This window comes from Micromonospora sp. M71_S20 (assembly GCF_003664255.1).
GTDB lineage: Bacteria > Actinomycetota > Actinomycetes > Mycobacteriales > Micromonosporaceae > Micromonospora.
In genome coordinates this window covers 2501-22877 of sequence record NZ_RCCV01000002.1, presented here as the reverse complement: position 1 = coordinate 22877, position 20377 = coordinate 2501, and the positions used below count along the sequence as shown (strand labels likewise).

The window sequence follows — 20377 nt, the reverse complement described above, 5'->3', positions numbered from 1 at the left end:
TTAGGGAGTGGAATGCGATACCGCAGGATGGGTCGGCTCGGCTGGCAGGTCAGCGAGGTCGGGTACGGGATGTGGGGCATCGGCGGTGGACCCGGCGGCTTCACCGGCTGGGACTACGACACCGCACCGGCCTGCCTGGACGAGGCGGTGGAACGGGGCTGCAACTTCTTCGACACCGCCTGGGTCTACGGGCGGGGCGTCAGTGAGCAGCTCCTCGGCGGCCTGGTGCGCCGGCACCAGGACCGTCGGCTGTACCTGGCCACCAAGATCCCGCCGAAGAACCGCGAGTGGCCGCCCGGCCCCCAGGACAGCCTGGACGACGTCTTCCCGGCCGAGCACATCCGCGAGTTCACCCACCGCAGCCTCGAGAACCTCGGCGTGGACCGGATCGACCTGCTCCAGTTCCACGTCTGGGAGGACCGGTGGGCCGCCGACGGCCGCTGGCAGGAGGCCGTCGCGGACCTCAAGCGGGAGGGCGTGGTCGAGGGTGTCGGGATCAGCGTCAACCGGTGGGAGCCGACGAACTGCCACGCCGCCCTCGACACCGGCCTGATCGACGTCGTGCAGGTCATCTACAACATCTTCGACCAGGCGCCGGAGGACGAGCTGTTCCCGCGCGCCCAGCGCGACGACATCGCGATCATCGCCCGGGTCCCGTTCGACGAGGGGACGCTGACCGGCACGCTGACCGCCGACAGCACCTGGCCGGAGGAGGACTGGCGCAGCACGTACTTCGGGCCGGAGAACCTGCTGCCCAGCGTGGAGCGCGCCGAGCGGCTGGCCGCCGACGTGCCGGCCGGGATGACCATGCCGGAGCTGGCCCTGCGGTTCATCCTGCACCACCCGGCGGTGAGCACCGTGATCCCCGGCATGCGCCGCGTCGAGCACGTCCGCGCCAACCTCGCCGTCAGCGACGGCGTGCCGCTGGACGCGGGGCTGCTGGACACGCTGCGCGCGCACCGGTGGGACCGCAAGCCCACGTCGTGGTCGCAGTGAGCGCGTCGCAGCGCCGGGCGACGCGGTACGGGAGGCCCGCATGCCGGTGATCGCCATGTGGGCGCACCCCCGGGCGCTCTCCACCGCGTTCCTGCGCATGATGATCGCCCGCGGCGACGTCACGGTCGTCCACGAGCCCCTGGTCACCCTCTTCGACGAGGGGCACGTCGAGCTGCCCACCGCCGGCGGCGGCACCGTCACCGTGACCGACGCGGCCAAGGTCGTCGCGCACCTGACGGAGCTGGGCCGGGACCGGACGGTCTTCGTCAAGGACACGCTCGAATACCGCTACGAGCACCTGTTCGCCGATCCCGGGGCGATCGCGGACGTCACGCACACCTTCATCGTCCGGGAACCGGCCCGCACGATCAGCTCGCACTACGCGATCAAGCCGACGGTGACCTGCCCGGAGATCGGCTACGAGCACCAGTGGGAGCTGTTCGACCTGGTCAGCCGCACCGCGCGCCGGCCGCCGGTGGTGATCCGGGCCGAGGACCTGCTGCGGCACCCCGGCGAGACGGTGTCGGCCTGGTGCGCCGCCGTGGGGCTGCCGTACCGGCCGGAGGCGCTGAACTGGGCGCCGGGGGAGCGCGCCGAGTGGCGGCGCACCCGCAAGTGGCACCTCGACGTCGAACGCACCTCGGGCTTCTCGCCGGTCGAGAAGTCATTCGAGGTGACCGTCGCCAACAACGACACCCTGCGGTCGTACCACGACCACCACCAGCCCTTCTACCAGCGGCTGATCCGGCACGCCATCTCCATCGGGGAGGACTCATGACCACCACCGCCGCGCCGCCCGTGACCGCGTCGTCGACGCTGTCGCCCGGTGAGCTGTTCGCCCGCGCGTACGCCGACGATCCCGCCGGCGCCGAGGTGCGCTTCGACTACACCATCACGGACGCCTTCCAGCCGACCAAGGAACGCCCCCGGGTGACCGTCCGCAATCTGTTCCGCAAGCGGCCGGTCGGCATGGAGCCGGTCCGGTTCTGGTGCGAGGGCCGGCCCGACGCGGGGGAGGCCGCCGCCGTGCACGAGTCGGGCCTGCGCAGGGAGGCCGCCTTCCGGTTCGGCACCGCCTCCGCCGGGGTGCACCCGATCCGTGCCTGGGTGCGCATCCCCGAGGAACTCGCCGACGACCCGGAAGGGCTGACCTCCTTCATCGACTACCGGCTGCTGGTCCGCCTCGCCACGGCCGAGAACCAGGCGCTGACCATCGGCGAGGGCGGCCTGCTGCGGCACCCGGAGATCGGGCGGCTGCCGTACCGGCACGACTGGCTCAGCGGCCTGCTCGCCGCCTGCGACGAGATCGAGCAGACCGGGGCCACCCCGCACGCGATGATCGTCAACCCGAGGGACTACTACACCCACCTGCTCGGCCGGGGCGCGCTGCTGGCGGACCTGACCCGCAACGGCGTCCAGATCAGCCGTACGCGGATGGTGGCGCCGGGCGAGGCGGTGGTGGGGGACTTCGCGATGGCGGCCCGCCTGCTGGACGCCGGGCGGTCCTCGATTCGCGTCGATACCCCGCCGCCCGGTACGCTGTCCATCGATGGCCCTGCCGTCTGTGCCGAGATCCACGAGGGCTTGGCCGTGCACCTGCCGACCCACTTCTTCCACGTCGTACCGGCCTAGGAGCGTCATCGCATAGCCATGACCGGCGGAAAACTGTCGTACTACCGGCCCATAGCGCCGCTCTTCGCCGCGATCTTCCTGTGCCTGCTCGGCGTGGGCGCGTCCCTTGCCGTGCTGCCGTTCTACGTGCTCGAGGAGCTGGACGGCAACCGGGTCGAGGTGGGGGTGGTGATCGCCGCGATCGCGGTCTCCGCCGTGATCGCCCGGCCCATCGCCGGCCGGATCGGCGACCGGCACGGGTACCGGACGGTGATGCTCGGCGGGGCGCTGGTGTGTGCCGCCGCCGGAGCGGCCTACCTGGTGGCCGGCAACGTCGGCGTGCTGGTCGGCGTCCGGGTCCTGCACGGGATCGGCGAGGCGGCCGTCTACACCGCCGGCGCGGCCTGGCTGGTGGCGCTGGCGCCGGCCGACCGGCGGGGCCGCGTCGTCGGCCTGTACGGCATCCACATGTGGCTGGGCATCACGTTGGGCACCGTGCTCGGCGCGGTGCTGCTGCGTACCTCCGGTTATGCCGCGGTGTGGCTGTTCGCGGTCGTGGCGGCGGCCGCCGGGGCCGCGTTCGTCGCCGCCCGACCGGGGCCGCAGCAGGCGAGCCCGGCGGGCCGGGCCGGCATCCTGCCCCGCAGTGCGGTGGCGCCCGGCGTCGCGCTCTCCCTGGCCGGTTTCGGCTACGCCGCGCTGGCCTCGTTCGTGGCCCTGCACATGGCCGAGCGGGGCGTCGAGAACGGCATCGCCGCGCTCAACGCGTTCGGCTTCACCTACGTGGGGGTCCGGCTCTTCGTGGGAGGGCTGCCCGACAAGCTCGGCGCCGGCCGGGTGGCCGTCGGATCGGCCCTGGTGGAGGCGGTGGGGCTGCTCCTCGTCGCGCTCGCGCCGAACCTGCTGGTCGCGGTCCTCGGCGGGCTGGTGATCGGCGCCGGGCTCTCGCTGCTCTTCCCGGCGCTGGCCCTGTTGGTGATCAACCGCACGGATCCGGCCCACCAGGGGGCGGCGCTCGGTGCGTTCACCTCGTTCTGGGACATCGGCCTGGTGGCCGGGGCGCCGCTGGCCGGCCTGGTCGCAAGCGTGTCCGGCTACCCGGCGGTCTTCCAGGTGATGCTGCTGGCAGCGCTGCTGTCGGCCGCCCTCTCGGCGCTGACGATGCTGCCCCGCCGCCGCTCCCTCTAACCCACCCCCACCCCCTCCCCCACCCCCGCCCCCTGTAACCCCGCTGATCATGAGGTTGGCGGCGAAGTCGATCTCCTCGGCTGCCGCCAACCTCGAGATCGACGCGGGTGGCCGGGGGCCGGGTGGTCAGGGGAGGCGGGTGGGGGAGAGGGGGGTGGGGTCCACGGGGGGTTTGGCGTCGACCGCCAGCGCGGCGAGCAGGGCGCCTGCCGCGGGCGAGGTCTGTACGCCGTAGCCGCCGAGCCCGGCCATCCAGAGGAAGCCCGGCGCGTCGGTCGCCGGGCCGATCACGGGCACGTCGTCCGGGGCGGCGGTCCGCAGCCCGGCCCAGGGCTGGTGGACGCGGCGGATCTCCAGTGTGGTCGCCGCCTGCACCCGCTCGGCGCCGATCGCCACGTCGAGGTCGTCGGGGCGGGCGTCGCCCGGCGGCACGGGAGTGGTGTCGCACGGGGAGACCAGCAGGCGTCCCGACTCCGGCTTGAAGTAGAAGCTGCTGTCGACGTCGCCGACCATCGGCCAGTCCGCCGCCGCGACGCCGGCCGGCGCGTCCACCAGGAAGGCGGTGCGTCGCAGCGGCGTCAACCCCAGCGGTCGTACGCCGGCCGCCGCCGCGACCTCGTCGGCCCAGGCACCCGCGGCGTTGACGACGACCCGGGCGGTGAACTCGCCGGCGTCCGTGCTCACCTGCCATCCGCCGCCGGCCCGCCGCAGCCGGCGCACCCGCGCGCCGCACACGACCCGGCCCCCGGCCGCCCGGACGCCCCGCAGGTACCCCTGGTGCAGCGCGGCGACGTCCAGGTCCCGTACGGCCGGCTTCACCATCGCCCGCCGGCACCACTCGGGCCGCACGACGGGGCAGTGCCGGGGCAGGTCGGCGACGTCGATCTCGCGGGCCGGCGGGTCCACCTCGGCCCCGTCGCGCAGCGCCGCCTCGAAGGCGTCCTCGCTGCCGGGTGGGCAGAGGGTGAGGACGCCGCGCGGGGTGAGCAGCGGGTGCTCGGTGAACCCCGGCGGCGGCGCGGTGAGGAAGCCCCGGCTGGCCCGGGTCAGGGCGCGCACCGCCGGTCCGCCGTAGTACTCGGAGTACGTGGCGGCCGAGCGGCCGGTGGAGTGGTGGCCGGGAACCTGCTCCATCTCCAGCAGCACCACGGTCCCGTACGCGGCGAGATGGTGTCCGGCGCTGGCGCCCGCGATGCCCCCGCCGATGACCAGGTAATCGATCATCGACTGAACGGTAGTCGGCGGACCCACCGGGGACAAGGGTCGACAAACATCGATCGCCGAGCCGCGATCCGAGCGTCACCCCCGAGACTGGACCGCGTCACCCCCGAGAGTGGACCGCGCGGCCCGCCGGTGCGACGGGCCGCGCGGGCAGCACTCGGGAACGGGTGCCCGGCAGCTCGGACGTACGCCGGATCCGGTGCCCGGCGGCTCGGCCGGGCACCGGCGTCCGACGCCCGCGTGGGCTCAGGGGCCGCAGTAGAGCAGACGGTTCGGCGTGCCGCTGACCACGCCCGTGACCACGCCGGTCGTCGCCCTGCCGACCAGATGAGCCGCCACCTGGGCGGGGCTCCAGGTCGGGTTGGCCGAGAGGGCGAGCGCGGCGCAGCCGGCGACGTGTGCGGCGGCCATCGAGCCGCCGCTGATGGTGACCGCCGCCGCGTCGCCGGTGTGCCAGGTGGAGGTGATGTTGGCGCCGGGGGCGAACAGGTCGATGCAGCTGCCGTGGTTGCCGCTCGGCATCCGGGCGTCGGTGCTGGTGGTGCCGGCCACGGTGAGCGCCGCCGCCACCCGCGCCGGGGAGTAGTTGCAGGCGTTGGCGTTCGAGCTGCCCGCCGTGACGGCGTAGGTCACCCCGGACGCGATCGACCGGTTCACCGCGGCGTCCAGCGCCGTGCTGGCGCCGCCGCCGAGCGCGAGGAGCGCCACCGCCGGCCGCACGGCGTTCGCGGTGACCCAGTCCACCCCGGCGATCACCTGGGAGAAGGTGCCGCTGCCGGCGCAGTTGAGCACCCGCACCGGCCGCAGCCAAACCTCCTTCGCCACCCCGTGCAGGGTGCCGCCGATGGTGCCGGCGAGGTGGGTGCCGTGGCCGTTGCAGTCGTCCGCCGGGCCGCCGTCGACGAGGTCGACGCCGCCGCCGGCCCGGACGCCGAAGTCGCCGTGCGTGCTCCGGATGCCCGTGTCGATGACGTACGCGTGCACGTTGTGCGCGGTGTTCGGGTAGGCGTACCGGCCGTCGAGCGGGAGGCGGCGCTGGTCGATCCGGTCCAGCCCCCACGACGGCGGGTTGAGCTGCACGCCCGGCCCGACGAGGGTCACCACCCGGTCCCGTTCCACGTACGCCACGGCGGGGTCGGCGGCGAGCCGGCGGGCGGCCCGCTCCGGCAGGTGCGCCACGAATCCGCTGAGCGCGTGCCCGTAGACGCGGTCGACGGTGGCCCCGTAGCGGTCTGCCAGCCGGCCGGCGGCGTCCGTCACGGCGGCCCGCCGGTCGCCGGCGCGTCCGACCGCGTCGTCCCTGAGCACCACGACGTATCCGTCGGTCACCGCGCTCGCGGCGTCGGCGTGCAGGATCTCGCCGGTGGCCGGGGCCGCCGCCGCGGGGGTGCCCATCGCGGCGACGACCGTGGCGGCGGCGAGTACGCCCACCGCGCGGGCCCGCCATCGCCGGGTACGGGGAAGTGTCATCTGCCGGTCCTCCTCCTGTCGGCCCCGCGCCGGCTCGTGACCGGAAGCGGAGCAGCCTGGCCGTTGAGAGGAGGCTATCGGCTATATAGATCCATCTGAATGGCTGTCGGGTATCGGCTACTCGGCGAACCGGTAGAGCACGAAGCCGTACGGGGACTCCGCCCCGACGTCCCCGCTCTGCCTACCGGCACCGCAGGCGATCACGCTGGTGTTCCACGAGCAGCTGTCGCTGCGTACGTCCGCCAGCTGGCCCAGCTCGGCGACCTCGCCCGAGCCCACCGACATCCCGGCGACGCTGTGGTCGTCCTCGATCGAGCTGGGCGGGTCGGCGAGGAGCAGCAGGTTGCCCGCGTCGAGCCGGACCGCCACCCCGCCGCGCTCGGAGAGCACGGCGCGACCGTCAGGGTCGAACAGCGTGCCGGCCGACTCCGGGGAGGTCCGCCGGGCGAGCAGGTGCTCGCCGAGCGGCACGAGCCGGGTGGCCCGCGGTGCGTCCCAGCGGCTCACCTTCTCCTCGGTGGCCGCCACGACCTCGGTGGTCTCGTCGTCGCCGCCGGTCACCTCCAGCAGGCACGCCCGCCGCTCGCCGCAGGGCACCAACGCCTCCGGGCGGCGCTTGTCGTCCTCGGCCGTGTAGAGCACCTTCGGCTGGGCGTCACTCGTCAGGTCGTACGCCAGCAGTTGGTAACCGGCGTCGTCGCGGGCCACGTAGAGCCGGTCCTCGTGCGCCACCACCAGGTCGTCGTGGTCGGCCACCCCGGCACGGGTGCGGACCACCCGGCCGCTGCCCATGTCGATCAGCCGGACGGACCGGTCCGCGCCCACCTGCACGATCCGGCTGACCTCGCCCCGCCAGGGATCGCGCGGGGAGCCGTCGAGGAAGGCCGGGCCGCCCAGCGCCTCGTCCGTGGTGACCGGGTGGACGCTGGTGCGGGTGTTGTCGTACTCGTCGCGCGGGCTGGGCTGTGTCCACTCCTCGCGGCCGTCGCCGAGGCTCAGCCCGACGAGCCGCTTCCCGGCGCGGTCCACCTGCACCGCGACGCCGTCGCCGAAGAGGACGTCGTCGTTGCCCAGGATCGGCCGGTGCCACCGCTGGTCGCCGGAGGCGCCGTCGAGCAGCACGAGGTCGCGGGGAGTGTCGTCGCCGATGGCGTCGGCGAAGACGGCGACCGCGCCGGGCAGGGCGACGATCCGCTTCCACCGCTCGGAGGACGCCGCCGTCTGCTTGCGCCACTTCACCGCGCCGGTGCCGGCGTCGATCGCCACCACCTCCAGCCGCCCGTCGTCGAGCGGATACCCGAGGTAAGCCCGGTCGCCGAGGACCGCGGTGAACATGTCCGCCGGCCGCTGCGTGCCGGCGGGCACCCGGGTCAGCTGGTCGACGGTCCGGAACTCCAGGGCCGGGTAGCGGTCCCGGGTCAGGTACAGCACCGCCGCGGTCGCCACGCCGGCCAGCGCGAGAACGGCGGCGAGCGAGATCCAGAGCGCCCGGCGTCGGGGGAGCGCCGGCCCACTCCGGCCGCCGCCGGGCGACGGCGACACCGGCGTCCCGGAGACGGGTACGCCCGACCACGACCCCGCGGGACCGCCCAGGGGTACGCCCGGCGGTGCCCCGCCTCCGGCCGGTACGCCCGAGGCCGGGCCGGCGGCCGGAGTCCCCGGCGGTACGTACGGTGCCGTGCCTCCGGCCGGTGCGCCCGACGACGGGTACGCCCCCGGCGCCCACGGCGGCGCGAACGCTGACGGGCCTGCGCCGGGCGGGGCGAACGGGGTGGCCGGTGACGGGGCGGCGGGCACGGTCGGGGCGGTCGGCGGGCCGGCGACCATGGTCGGCGCCAGCCCGACGGGCAGGGCCGGCGTGACGCCCTCCGGTCCGGCGACGGCGGTCGGCGTGGGGGCCGGGCCGGCGGGCACGGTCGGCGCGTTGCCGTCCTGGCCGCCGGCACCCCCGCCCGGCGCGGCGGGCTGGTGGGGCGCGGCCGACCCGTGCGGCGGCCCGCCGGCGGATCCGGGCTGCGCCGGCAGGTCGGGCGGTGTCGATGCGGCGGCCTGTGGTGCCGGCGCGGCGGGATCGGGCCGCGGTGCTCCGGCCGATTGCGCCGGGACGGCGGGCGCGGGGGGTTGCGCCGGCGCGGCGGCGGGCGCGGCGAAGGCGTCGGCGGACCGGGCCCGCCGGGGCAGGGGCAGGTCGGTCAGCGCCCCCTCGGCCACCGGCAGCTCCGGCTGCTCCAGCACGGTCGGGGCGACGCCCAGCTCGGCGTGCAGCAGCCGGGCCACCATCGGCATCCGGGTGGCGCCACCCACCAGGAACAGGCCGGAGAGCTGCTGCGGGTCGAGGCCGGCCGCGCCGACCACCTCCCGGGTCACCGCCACCGCCCGGCCCAGCAGCGGCGCGGCCACCCGCTCCAGGTCGGCGCGGGTGAGCGTGACCGCCGCCTCCACCCCCGGTACGGCCACCGGCGCGGCCGTGACCCGCGACAGCATCTCCTTCGCGCCCCGGACGTTCTCCCAGAGCTCGTGCCGCTCCCGCCACTGCGTCGCGGACTCCGGTCGGGTCAGCCGCTCCCACCGCGCCGGGTGCGCCTCGGCGACCAGCTCGCCGAGCCGACCCAGCAGGGCCACGTCCAGGTCCAGGCCCCCGAGGTCGTCGGCACCTCCCGCGGTGACGACCGTGAACCCGGAGTCGCCCCACGGGTCGGCGCCCTCGTTGCGCAGCACCGCGACGTCCAGCGTCCCGGCGCCGAAGTCGAAGACCGCGATCGTCCCGCCCACCGGCACCGGGCGGCGCAGCACCTGCGTGTAGTAGCGGGCGGCGGCCACCGGCTCCCGCAGCAGCCGGGTGCCGGGCGGCGTGGGACCGGAGAGCGTGTGCTCGGCCGCCGACGGCCAACCGGCCGTCGCCAGGGCGTCGGCCAGCACCTGGCGGCGGGCGGCGTCCCAGGTCGCCGGGCAGGTCAGCACGGCCGGGGGCAGGAACCCGACCGCCTCGACGGCGGCCCGGGCCACCGCGTGCAGCGTCGCGGCCAGCAGATCGGCCGGCGGGTACCGGCGACCGCCCAACATGACCGCGGGCTCGTCGATGCGCCGCTTCGGGTTCGGCTCGTACCGGCCGGGATCGGTGCGGGCCAGCCGCTGGGCGTCGCGACCGGCGTGCAGCAGCCCGTCGGTGTCGGCGTACACGCCGGAGGGGATGATCGGCTGCCCGTCCACGAGCAGCGGGCGGGTGTGCCCGTCGGGCCGGCGCAGCACGGCGACGGTGTGGGACGTGCCGAGGTCGACGCCGAGGGCGTACCCCTCGTGCTGGCCTGCCATCTGCCGTTACCTCCGCGGGACGAGGGGATGCCCGGCCCCGCATCGTACGCAGCAGCCGCACCAGGGCCGATCGCGCCCTGACGCGCGGCTCAGGCTGCGCGGGCCGTCAGCCCACGATCAGGTCCAGGCCGGCGATCTCGTCGGGGTCCGCGACCACCTCGATGCCGAGGATCCGGTCGGTGACCACGAAGCTGAGCACCAGGCGGGTACGGCCGTCGACGACCACCACCGCTCCCGGCGCACCGTCGACGAACGCCGGCAGCGCCCCCTGCGCCTTGCCGGAGAAGAAGGCGGCCACCGTGGCCGAGCCGCGTGCCTCGCCCGCCCCGCCCATCCGGACGGCCGCGGCGTCGGAGCGCAGGACGACGTGCGGGTCGAGCAGGGTGAGCAGGTCGTCGAAGCGCCCCTCGCGGGACGCGGCGAGGAACGCCTCGACGGTCCCGCGCTGCCGGGCCCGGTCGGTCTCCGGCGCCAGCGACCCGTCCTGTACGCGCCGGCGGGCCCGGCTGGCGATCTGCCGTACGGCGGCCGGGCTGCGGTCGACGACGGGCGCGAGTTCGTCGAAGGAGACCGCGAACATGTCGTGCAGCACGAACACCAGCCGTTCGGTGGGGCCGAGGGTCCGTAGCACCACGTCCAGCGCGCGCCCGACCGACTCCGTGAGCATCGCCTCCCGCTCCGGGTCGACCTCGCCGGCTCCGGGCGTGGTCGACTCGTCGGCGGCCACGTCGGCGGGCCGCTCGTGCCGCGCGGCGCTGGATCGCAGCCGGTCGAGGCAGACCCGCCCGACGGTGGTGGTGAGCCAGCCGGGCAGGTTGTCGATGCCGTCGGCGTCGGCGCGGCTGAGCCGCAACCAGGTGTCCTGTACCGCGTCGTCGGCCTCGGCCCGGGAGCCGAGCATCCGCTGGGCCACGGAACGCAGCCGGGGGCGCTGCTCCTCGAAGCGCTCAGCGAGCAGGTCGGTGTCGCTCACGGCATCGCCACCCCGGCGGTTGTCCCGTTCTGGTGTGGCCCGGGTCACATCTGTCACGTCGCTCCTCCGGCTGTCGACAGCAGGGTGAGGAACCAGGAGCGCTGCGACGGCGAAGGCCGGCAGCGTAACAGGAAGGACCGTGCGAGATGTCCATGCAGGCCCGTATGCAGAACCCCGCGACGCTGCTCCCCGACACGGTGAAGGCGATCAACCTGCTCTACAAGGCGGCCCACTCGGCCGGCGTTCCCGGCAGCACCCTGGAACTGGTCCACCTGCGGGCCAGCCAGATCAACGGGTGCAGCGCGTGCGTCGATTCCGGCGCCCGCAACGCCCGCAAGGCGGGGGAGACCGAGGAGCGGCTGTTCGCGCTGGCCGCCTGGCGGGAGACGCCGTACTTCACCGACGCGGAGCGGGCCGCGCTAGCGCTCGCCGAGTGCGCCACCCGCCTCGCCGACCGGGCCGACCCCGTGCCCGACGAGGTGTGGGACGAGGCCGCCCGGCACTTCGAGGAGAAGGAACTGGCCGCGCTGGTGCTCTGGCTCGCCACCACCAACTTCTTCAACCGGTTGAACGCCACCACCCGCCAGCCCGCCCCGCAGAACTGGGGCTGAGCGGCGTCCGACCCGGGCGTGCGGCGTACGGCGCCGCACGCCCGGGTCGCCGCGGACGGAAGGGCGTTCAGACGGTGTGCACCAGCCGGAAACGCTCGAGCAGCACCGGGGTGTCGTCGTCGACGGTGAAGCCCGGGTCGCCCAGTTCCGCGCGCACCTCCGCGCTGTGCCAGAACGTCTCGTGCCCGGCCCACCACTGCGCCACCGACTCGTACCCCTCGCCCTCATCGAGGGCGTGTTGCAGGTCGACGTCGCCGAGCCGGACCACCCGCACCTCGGTCACCTCGATCACCGCCACCCGCCGGTCCGCCGAGTCGACCACCGCCGATCGCTGCCCGACCTCGGGCATCGCCTCGTCCGCCCGCTCGTAGCCGAGCACGAGGCTGGACGTCGAGGTCTTCGCGCCGGACAGGATCGCCGCCACCAGGCTGTCCCGCAGCGGTCCCGGAAACGCGAACTCCGCAACCGGAAGATCATCAAGCTCCACGCCGAAAGACTACCCACGTCGCACGGCGGTCGCCTTTCACGAATGGCCCCGTGACCGACCACGAAGCCGCTGATCCGGGCCTGAGAGATTACCTCCGGCTGGGCTGGCGCGAGAGCGGCCAGGCGCGGCGACGACGACGCTGACCTGGGCCGGAGTTCGTGGGGCGGCACGGGCAACCATGGACGTCCTTCGAGCCATAAGATCACCGGCACTGCGGCACCGAGGCAGCAGGGACGCATCCCGGCACGACGCCGGGGAGGAAAGACAACGCGGGGTTGTGCGACGCCGCGCCAACGGGGAGGTACGGGTGAAGCATCCACTGAAGGTGCTGACCGCTGCCGCGGTGCTAGCGGCGACGGTGGCGGTGCCGGCGGCGCCGGCCGCCGCGGGCGGCACGGGCTGGTGGGCCATGTCCGGCTACCTGGTCAGCAACAGCGGATTCAATCCCAACGAGTCGAAGGTGACGGTCCCGACCGTCCCGAACCTCAAGCTCACGTACACCGGCACCCCGGCCCGGACCGGCCAGCGTGCACCGGTCGTCGCCGACGGGCTCGTGTACACACAGGACGACATTGGTGTCACGGCCACCGACGAGGAGACCAGCGCGCAGAAGTGGCGCTTCGAGCCGGACCCGGAGAGGTTCCGGTGGCCTTCGCAGATCGTCCACACGGCCGGCCAGATCGTCTTGGCGGTGAACGACCGCCCGGCCATGCCTGGCGCCGATTCCAGCCAGATCTTCGTGCTCGACGCTATGACCGGGACGGTGGTCCGGGACTTCGACGACGAGGGCTGGGTTACGCAGATCCTCGTCGACCGGGGCGTCGTCGTGGTCTCCGGCGAAAGCCGCTACAGCATTGACACGCGCGCCTACCGCATCGCCGACGGACAGCTGCTGTGGCAGCGCGACCAGTACATGCAACAGCCGGTCTCGGCGAACGGTCGCGTCGTTGTCTCCGGAACCGGAACTAGTGGCGGACCCCTGACGAGCAGCATCGTCGACATCGGCACCGGCAGGATCATCCACACCACTGAGAACCGTGAGTACCGGCCGCTCGCGGCCGACGAGGCGGGGACCAAGTTCTACGTCGGGTGGGGGCACAGCCTGCAGGTCCTCGACGCGACGACCGGCACCCTGACCTGGCTCGCGTCGAACCTGTACCCGAGGTTCGTGGTGGTCACCCCGACCAGGCTGTACGTCACCTCAACCGAGGGCACCGTCTCCGCGTTGAACCGCAGCACCGGTGCCACGATCTGGAGCCGGAGCATTCCGGAAAGCCAGCACCAGCGGGCGATCATCGCGGGTGGCGTCTTGTACGTCACCGCCAAGAGCGACCGGGTGCACACCCTGAACCCGGTCGACGGTGCCCCGCTGAAAGCGCCGGCGTTCACCGGCGCGGTCGACCAGCTCGTGGTCACCTACGGCAGGGTGTATGTCACCGACGGCACGAAGCTGACCGTCTACGGCCTCTAGCCCCGGTCTTTCACGGCTGGCGGGCACCCAACATCAGTACGGCTGGAACAAGGACGGCCCAGGCTCGGCGATCACGTCGCTGACCTGGGCCGGTACTGCTGGAGCGGGCGACGGGAATCGAACCCGCACCGTCAGTTTGGAAGACTGAAGCTCTGCCATTGAGCTACGCCCGCGTACGCCCGGATGCCGTGGGCGCGCCGACAGCGTACCCAATGACCCGCCCGCCCCGCGCAGCCGTATCCCGCCCGGGGAAGCGGCGGGCGGGTCCTGGCCGCGCCGGATGTCTGGTTGGTCCCCCTTCGGCGCGTTGAGGGACGCCCCGGCACGTCCGGCGGGTCGCGACGGCATACACTGCTGGTCGCCACGGGGTGTGGCGCAGCTTGGTAGCGCACTCGCTTTGGGAGCGAGGGGCCGTGGGTTCAAATCCCGCCACCCCGACTGTCGTCCGCGGCCGGTCGCCGGGGTCGCCCTCCGCGCGGTCCCCGGCCGCTGCCGGTGCGTCCGGCCGGCTCGCCTACACTCGATGGGCTTATCACGCCCAGACTAAAACCGAGATCCGTCAAGGAGTACGCCTGTGAAGAGCACCGTCGAGACTCTGAGCCCGACGCGCGTGCGGCTCGCCATCGAGGTGCCGTTCGTCGAGCTCGAGCCGAGCCTCAGGAAGGCGTACCGGGAGATCGGGCAGCAGGTCCAGGTGCCCGGCTTCCGCAAGGGCAAGGTTCCGGCGGCCGTGATCGACCAGCGGGTCGGCCGGGGCACCGTCCTCAACGAGGCGGTGCAGGAGGCCATCCCGCAGAACATCCTCGCCGCCGTCCGCGAGCACGACCTGAAGACGCTCGGCCGCCCCGAGGTCGAGATCACCGAGTTCAACGACGGTGACTCGCTGAACTTCACCGCCGAGGTCGACGTCCGCCCGGAGATCACCCTGCCGGACCCGGCCACCATCGAGGTGACCGTCGACGAGCTGCAGATCGACGACAGCGAGATCGACGAGCAGGTGAAGAGCCTGCGCGAGCGGTTCGCCACCCTGAAGACCGTCGAGCGGGCCGCCCAGGAGGGCGACTACGTCCAGATCGACCTGAACGCGACCGTCGACGGCGAGGACGTGCCGGGCGGCTCCGCCAGCAACATCTCCCACGAGGTCGGCAGCAAGCAGCTCCTCCCGGGCCTGGACGAGGCCGTCGTCGGCCTGGCCGCCGGCGAGAACACCAGCTTCACCACCCAGCTCGTCGGCGGCGACTTCGCCGGCCGCGACGCCGAGGTGGCGGTGACCGTCCGCACGGTCAAGGAGAAGGAGCTGCCGGAGCTCAACGACGAGTTCGCCCAGATGGCGAGCGAGTTCGACACCATCGAGGAGCTGCGCGGCGACCTGCGCGAGCGGGTCACCCGGGGCAAGCGGGTCGAGCAGATCTACGCCGCCCGGGACAAGGCGCTGGAGCAGATGGTGGCCGCCGCCGAGGTGCCGGCGCCGGAGGGCGTCATCCGCGAGGAGGTCGAGAACCGCAAGCAGGCGATGATCGACCAGCTCGAGCGGATCGGCGCCTCCCTGGAGGAATACCTCGCGGCCGAGGAGAAGACCGAGGAGCAGATCGACGCCGAGCTGACCGAGGCGGCGACCGAGGGCGTCAAGGTCCAGCTGCTGCTGGACACCCTGGCCGACGCCGAGGACGTGCAGGTCTCCGACGACGAGTTCGGCCACGAGATCGTGCACCGGGCCCAGCGCGCCGGGATGGCCCCGCAGCAGTACTACGACCAGCTGGTCCGCTCGGGCGCGGCCGGTGCCGTCTTCGGTGACGTGCGGCGGGGCAAGGCCCTGGCCTCGGTCATGGAGCGCATCAAGATCAAGGACTCGGCGGGCAACGAGGTCACCCTCGACGCGCTGCGCGCCGAGAGCGAGGCCGAGCACAACCACGAGCACTGACGGTGCGGGGAGGCCGCCGTCCGCCGCCTGCGGTGGACGGCGGCCGATTCCCTTTTCGGGTACGCCTCGGCGGTGCTGCGCTGATAGCGAACACTGCCCGGACCGGCGCTCTGCCATCCGGCTGAGCGGTTAGTGTCGGGTAGGACGGTACGGAGAGCGAAGGGCTGCCATGACCGACATGCACATCCAAGCGAAGCCGCTCCGGGCGATCGATGCCCGCGGTGGCGACACCATTGGCAACCTCGACGACTCGGTCTACAACCGGTTGCTCAAGGAACGCATCATCTTCCTGGGCAGCGAGGTGACCGACCAGGTCGCCAACCGCATCTGCGCGCAGCTCCTGCTGCTCGCCGCGGAGGACCCGGACCGCGACATCAACCTCTGGATCAACTCGCCGGGCGGTTCGGTCTACTCCGGCATGGCGATCTACGACACCATGCAGTTCATCGACAACGACGTCTCGACCGTGGCGATGGGCATGGCGGCGTCCATGGGTCAGCTGCTGCTCTGCGCCGGCACCAAGGGCAAGCGCTACGCCCTGCCGCACGCGCGGATCATGATGCACCAGCCCTCCGGCGGTCTGGGCGGCACCGCGTCCGACATCGCCATCCAGGCGGAGCAGATGCTCTACACCAAGCGGATGTTCCAGGAGCGGGTCGCGCACCACACCGGCCAGAGCCAGGCGCAGATCGAGGCGGACTCCGACCGCGACCGCTGGTTCACCGCCCAGGAGGCCCTGGACTACGGCTTCATCGACAAGGTGATCATCGGGGCCGCCCAGGTTCCGGATGGCGCCGGGACCCTGAGCTGAGGAGCTGACGATGACCGACCTGAGCCTGCCGCCCCAGTTCGCGGCCGTGCACAACCGCTACGTCCTGCCGTCGTTCGTCGAGCGCACGTCGTACGGGGTGAAGGAGTCCAACCCCTACAACAAGCTCTTCGAGGACCGGATCATCTTCCTCGGCGTCCAGGTCGACGACGCGTCGGCCAACGACGTGATGGCGCAGCTGCTGACGCTCGAGGGCACCGACCCGGACCGAGACATCATCATGTACATCAACTCGCCCGGTGGTTCGTTCACCGCCATGACGGCGATCTACGACACCATGCAGTACGTTCGGCCGGACATCTCGACGGTCTGCCTCGGCCAGGCCGCCAGCGCGGCGGCCGTGCTGCTGGCCGCCGGCACCCCGGGCAAGCGGATGGCGCTGCCGAACTCGCGGATCATCATCCACCAGCCGGCCACCGAGGGCGGCTACGGGCAGGGCTCGGACATCGAGATCCAGGCCCGTGAGATCCTGCGGATGCGCACGCAGCTCGAGGAGATGCTCTCCCGGCACTGCAACCAGCCGATCGAGAAGGTCCGCAAGGACATCGACCGTGACAAGATCATGACGGCCGAGGAGTCCAAGGAGTACGGGCTGGTGGACACCATCCTCACCAGCCGCAAGAAGGGCCTGTTGGCGGCCAACGCCGCCAGCTGAAACGCTCGGGTCGCGGTCGGCCGGGAGTCCGCTCCCGGCCGACCGTCTGACACACCCGTTTTGGGGGTCGGAGAAACCTCCGCCAGCGGGTAACGTCGGGTCTGTGCCGCTCCACCGGTCCGCCGGCGGGGTGAACGAGCGGGGTGAAACGAGGCGGACGCTTCCACGTCCGCAGGCGAGGGCCGGGTCTCCGGCCGACGAGTGCAGGGAGAACGTAGGTGGCACGGATCGGTGACGGCGGCGACCTACTGAAATGCTCGTTCTGCGGTAAGTCGCAGAAGCAGGTCAAGAAGCTCATCGCGGGCCCTGGGGTCTACATCTGCGACGAGTGCATCGATCTCTGTAACGAGATCATCGAGGAGGAGTTGGCCGAGTCCGGCGAGGTGAAGTGGGAAGAGCTTCCCAAGCCGATGGAGATCTGCCAGTTCCTCGACACCTACGTCGTCGGGCAGGACCAGGCCAAGAAGGCGCTCGCCGTCGCGGTCTACAACCACTACAAGCGGATCCAGGCCGAGGCGGCCGGCGCGCCGGGCTCCGGCAGTGACGCCGTCGAGCTGGCCAAGTCCAACATCCTGCTGCTCGGCCCGACGGGATGCGGCAAGACCCACCTGGCGCAGACCCTGGCCCGGATGTTGAACGTGCCGTTCGCCATCGCCGACGCCACCGCGCTCACGGAGGCCGGCTACGTCGGCGAGGACGTGGAGAACATCCTCCTCAAGCTGATCCAGGCCGCCGACTACGACATCAAGCGCGCCGAGACCGGCATCATCTACATCGACGAGGTCGACAAGATCGCCCGCAAGTCGGAGAACCCGTCGATCACGCGGGACGTCTCCGGCGAGGGCGTCCAGCAGGCGCTGCTCAAGATGCTGGAAGGCACGGTGGCGAACGTGCCGCCGCAGGGCGGGCGCAAGCACCCCCACCAGGAGTTCATCCAGATCGACACCACCAACGTGCTGTTCATCTGCGGTGGCGCCTTCGCCGGGCTCGACCAGATCATCGAGTCCCGCACCGGTCACGGCGGCACGGGCTTCGGCGCCCGGCTCCGGTCGGTCTCCGAGCGGTCGACCGACGACATCTTCAGCCAGGTCATGCCGGAGGACATGCTGAAGTTCGGGCTGATCCCCGAGTTCATCGGCCGACTCCCGGTGATCACCAACGTGCGCAGCCTCGACCGCACCGCCCTGGTGCGCATCCTCACCGAGCCGCGCAACGCCCTGGTCCGGCAGTACCAGCGCCTCTTCGAGCTCGACGGCGTCGAGCTGGAGTTCGAGCCGCCGGCCCTGGAGGCGATCGCCGACCAGGCGATGCTGCGCGGCACCGGCGCCCGCGGCCTGCGCGCGATCATGGAAGAGGTCCTGCTCTCCGTGATGTACGAGGTGCCGAGCAACCCCGACGCCGCCCGGGTGCTGATCACCCGCGAGGTGGTGCTCGAGAACGTCAACCCGACGATCGTGCCCCGCGAGTTCACCGGCCGGCGTGCCCGGCGGGACCGCGAGGAGAAGTCGGCCTGATCCACCGTCGCCGCGCCCGACCGCTCCGGTCGGGCGCGGTGTCGTCTGGTGGTCGCGATGTTCGCCGCGTCGACGCTGCACGACTCCGGGAAATCGACGCCGTCCGCCCCGGCCTGGCCGGCGCCGGAGGCCCGACCCACCCGTGACCGGGAGCCCCGCCAGCGCCCTTCGACGCTGTCGCCGCGCCCGCTCCGGTCGTACGCTGATCCCCATGCGCGTCGCCGTCTGCCAGCTGAACTCCCGGGAAGACCGTAAGGCGAACCTCGCGGCCGCCGAGGCCCTGCTGGAACGCGCGGCGGCGGCCGGCGCGGACCTGGCGCTCCTGCCCGAGTGCGTCGACTACCTCGGTCCCGCCGCGGGCCTCCCCGAACCGGAGCCGGTCGACGGCGAGGTCGGCCAGTTCTTCGCTGGCGTCGCCCGGCGGCTGGGCATCTGGCTGATCGCCGGGTCGATCCGTGAGCGCGGGCCGGATCCGGCCCGCGCCTGGAACACCTCCCTGGTCTTCGACCGCTCAGGCACGCTCGCCGCCAGCTACCGCAAGATCCATCTGTACGACGTGGAGATCCCCGGCCGGGTCTCCTACCTGGAGTCGGCGACCGTGGCCCCGGGCGAACAGCCGGTGGTCGTCGACATCGAGGGCCTTCGCGTCGGCCTGTCGATCTGCTACGACCTCCGGTTCCCGGAGCTGTACCGGCAGCTCGTGATCGAGGGCGAGGCCCAGTTGCTCGTGGTGCCGGCGGCCTTCATGGTCCACACCGGTCGGGATCACTGGGAGGTGCTGCTCCGCGCGCGGGCCATCGAGAACCAGTGTTTCGTCGCCGCGGCGGGGCAGACCGGCGACCACGAGCCGAGCCGGACCTGTTACGGGCGCAGCATGGTGGTCGACCCGTGGGGGACGGTGCTCACCCAGGTGCCCGACGGCCCGGGCCTGGCCGTTGCCGACCTCGACCTCGAACGGCTGCGGACCATCCGCGCCGAGCTGCCCAGCCTGGCGAACCGCCGCCTCTGACGCTCATCCCTGAAGCAGTACGCCGAGCACGGCGAAGCCGGCGATCGCGGCGGCCGTGACCAGTAGTGCCGTCGTCATGCGGGAGCGACCCCGGCGGGCCAGCCGAGCCACCGAGACCAGGACGACGAAGACCACGAAGGCGCCGATGACCAGCTGCCAGAACGGCAGCAGCAGTCCCGTCAGCGCGTCCTCGGCGAGCACGGTCACCCGGGTGCGCGGGAGGTCAGCCATGACAGACACTCTGGCACGCCGGGGCTGCCTTCGGACCCCACGCGGTCATCACGAATGCGCGACCGCCGGCGGCCGGGGCGATGCCCGCAGTGAAGGACGCCGATTTGCCTTCTCGGAGCGGGCGGCGTAACTTTCTCTCTGCACGCGGGAGGCCGGACAAACCGGCCGACAACGGCACCAGGCTCGTGGCGGAGACGCCGAGCGAGGCTGAGGATCCGGGCGGTGCGAGGACACTCCGAGACGGGGTTGCGATCGCGAGGCCGACCGGGTAGAGTTCGAAAGCCGGCAGGAGCCGGGCGGATGGCCATAGAGTGGCAATCGGCCGGTCTGCGGCTTCCCACGACAGCAACGACCGCCGTGATGCGGCGAGCGTCATCGTGGACCTGGAGCACTTCCCTAGATCACCTCGGACACGAGGTTGACGGCGGGAAGTGAACCAAGTAAGGTAGAGGAGTTGCCCCAAGCGGGTTCTCACGATGTGAGACACCCGAGTGGTGTGTGGTTGTTCTTTGAGAACTCAACAGGGTGCTTGATAAGCCAGTGCCAAATTGATTTATACCCCGGACTGGCAAGCCATTCGTGGTTTGTTGGTCTTGGATTCCTTTGGCAACACTTTTTGTTGCCGGGATGACTGTTTCAACAAGTTTTTGTTGGAGAGTTTGATCCTGGCTCAGGACGAACGCTGGCGGCGTGCTTAACACATGCAAGTCGAGCGGAAAGGCCCTTCGGGGTACTCGAGCGGCGAACGGGTGAGTAACACGTGAGCAACCTGCCCTAGGCTTTGGGATAACCCCGGGAAACCGGGGCTAATACCGAATAGGACCACCGGTCGCATGGTTGGTGGTGGAAAGTTTTTCGGCCTGGGATGGGCTCGCGGC

17 protein-coding genes, 2 tRNA genes and 1 rRNA gene (1 of these 20 only partly in view) are annotated in these 20377 nt (G+C 72.2%); 13 read left to right on the top strand and 7 right to left on the bottom strand.

Annotated features, from left to right (window positions below; all coding sequences use genetic code 11):
- The first annotated feature begins 12 nt into the window (after positions 1 to 12).
- The 4 genes from DER29_RS20855 to DER29_RS20840 are packed head-to-tail and all read left to right on the top strand — an operon-like array spanning position 13 to position 3795.
- Positions 13 to 996 carry an aldo/keto reductase gene (locus tag DER29_RS20855; RefSeq protein ID WP_121399390.1) on the top strand — a complete coding sequence of 328 codons (984 nt, stop codon included), beginning with the start codon at positions 13 to 15 and terminating at the stop codon, positions 994 to 996.
- A gap of 40 nt (positions 997 to 1036) precedes the next feature.
- Entirely contained in the window at positions 1037 to 1774 is a 738-nt protein-coding gene (locus DER29_RS20850) for a sulfotransferase family protein (RefSeq protein ID WP_121399389.1), read from the top strand.
- A complete protein-coding gene (locus DER29_RS20845; protein ID WP_121399388.1) occupies positions 1771 to 2628 on the top strand; it encodes a family 3 encapsulin nanocompartment shell protein in 858 nt (285 codons plus the stop codon). The genes DER29_RS20850 and DER29_RS20845 overlap by 4 nt, the downstream gene beginning before the upstream one ends.
- Before the next feature lie 18 nt (positions 2629 to 2646).
- The gene (locus DER29_RS20840; RefSeq protein ID WP_121399387.1) at positions 2647 to 3795 is read left to right on the top strand and encodes an MFS transporter; all 1149 of its coding nucleotides are present in this window, start codon (positions 2647 to 2649) and stop codon (positions 3793 to 3795) included.
- Positions 3796 to 3921: 126 nt separating this feature from the next.
- Here DER29_RS20840 and DER29_RS20835 read toward each other — a convergent pair whose 3' ends face one another.
- The 4 genes from DER29_RS20835 to DER29_RS20820 form a co-directional block, all read right to left on the bottom strand.
- Positions 3922 to 5019, bottom strand: a complete 1098-nt coding sequence (locus DER29_RS20835; RefSeq protein WP_121399386.1) for an FAD-binding oxidoreductase — start codon at positions 5017 to 5019, stop codon at positions 3922 to 3924.
- Positions 5020 to 5262: 243 nt separating this feature from the next.
- Positions 5263 to 6486 (bottom strand): S8 family peptidase, encoded by a 1224-nt coding sequence (locus DER29_RS20830; protein WP_121399385.1) that lies wholly within the window; start codon positions 6484 to 6486, stop codon positions 5263 to 5265.
- Positions 6487 to 6603: 117 nt separating this feature from the next.
- Positions 6604 to 9798, bottom strand: coding sequence for an Hsp70 family protein (locus DER29_RS20825; RefSeq protein WP_121399384.1), 3195 nt, complete (start codon positions 9796 to 9798; stop codon positions 6604 to 6606).
- Between the two features lie 106 nt (positions 9799 to 9904).
- Complete coding sequence (locus DER29_RS20820; RefSeq protein ID WP_121399383.1) at positions 9905 to 10771, bottom strand: sigma-70 family RNA polymerase sigma factor; 867 nt, start codon at positions 10769 to 10771, stop codon at positions 9905 to 9907.
- 152 nt (positions 10772 to 10923) lie between these two features.
- Between DER29_RS20820 and DER29_RS20815 the strand changes: the two genes are divergently transcribed.
- On the top strand, positions 10924 to 11382 hold the full coding sequence (locus DER29_RS20815) for a carboxymuconolactone decarboxylase family protein (RefSeq protein ID WP_121400081.1): 459 nt from the start codon (positions 10924 to 10926) through the stop codon (positions 11380 to 11382).
- A 67-nt stretch (positions 11383 to 11449) separates the two neighbouring features.
- Here DER29_RS20815 and DER29_RS20810 read toward each other — a convergent pair whose 3' ends face one another.
- Entirely contained in the window at positions 11450 to 11869 is a 420-nt protein-coding gene (locus tag DER29_RS20810) for an ASCH domain-containing protein (protein ID WP_121399382.1), read from the bottom strand.
- A 307-nt stretch (positions 11870 to 12176) separates the two neighbouring features.
- On the opposite strand from DER29_RS20810, the gene DER29_RS20805 reads away from it, so the two are divergent.
- Positions 12177 to 13340: a PQQ-binding-like beta-propeller repeat protein gene (locus DER29_RS20805; protein ID WP_148710091.1), complete on the top strand. Its 1164-nt coding sequence runs from the start codon at positions 12177 to 12179 to the stop codon at positions 13338 to 13340.
- A 99-nt stretch (positions 13341 to 13439) separates the two neighbouring features.
- Here the strand turns inward: DER29_RS20805 and DER29_RS20800 are convergent.
- Positions 13440 to 13513, bottom strand: a tRNA-Gly gene (locus DER29_RS20800).
- Between the two features lie 191 nt (positions 13514 to 13704).
- Between DER29_RS20800 and DER29_RS20795 the strand changes: the two genes are divergently transcribed.
- The 6 genes from DER29_RS20795 to DER29_RS20770 all read left to right on the top strand — a co-directional run bounded on the left by DER29_RS20795 (position 13705) and on the right by DER29_RS20770 (position 19268).
- A tRNA-Pro gene (locus tag DER29_RS20795) sits at positions 13705 to 13778 on the top strand.
- 136 nt (positions 13779 to 13914) lie between these two features.
- A complete protein-coding gene (gene tig, locus DER29_RS20790) occupies positions 13915 to 15261 on the top strand; it encodes a trigger factor (protein ID WP_121399380.1) in 1347 nt (448 codons plus the stop codon).
- A gap of 169 nt (positions 15262 to 15430) precedes the next feature.
- Complete coding sequence (locus DER29_RS20785) at positions 15431 to 16072, top strand: ATP-dependent Clp protease proteolytic subunit (protein WP_091628855.1); 642 nt, start codon at positions 15431 to 15433, stop codon at positions 16070 to 16072.
- A 10-nt stretch (positions 16073 to 16082) separates the two neighbouring features.
- Positions 16083 to 16745, top strand: coding sequence for an ATP-dependent Clp protease proteolytic subunit (locus tag DER29_RS20780; protein WP_121399379.1), 663 nt, complete (start codon positions 16083 to 16085; stop codon positions 16743 to 16745).
- 218 nt (positions 16746 to 16963) lie between these two features.
- Entirely contained in the window at positions 16964 to 18259 is a 1296-nt protein-coding gene (gene clpX / locus DER29_RS20775) for an ATP-dependent Clp protease ATP-binding subunit ClpX (protein ID WP_121399378.1), read from the top strand.
- Between the two features lie 211 nt (positions 18260 to 18470).
- Positions 18471 to 19268 carry a carbon-nitrogen hydrolase family protein gene (locus DER29_RS20770; RefSeq protein WP_121399377.1) on the top strand — a complete coding sequence of 266 codons (798 nt, stop codon included), beginning with the start codon at positions 18471 to 18473 and terminating at the stop codon, positions 19266 to 19268.
- 3 nt (positions 19269 to 19271) lie between these two features.
- On the opposite strand, the gene DER29_RS20765 is transcribed toward DER29_RS20770, so the two are convergent.
- A complete protein-coding gene (locus DER29_RS20765) occupies positions 19272 to 19499 on the bottom strand; it encodes a hypothetical protein (RefSeq protein ID WP_121399376.1) in 228 nt (75 codons plus the stop codon).
- A 647-nt stretch (positions 19500 to 20146) separates the two neighbouring features.
- On the opposite strand from DER29_RS20765, the gene DER29_RS20760 reads away from it, so the two are divergent.
- A 16S ribosomal RNA gene (locus DER29_RS20760) occupies positions 20147 to 20377 on the top strand; it runs 1284 nt beyond the window's last position.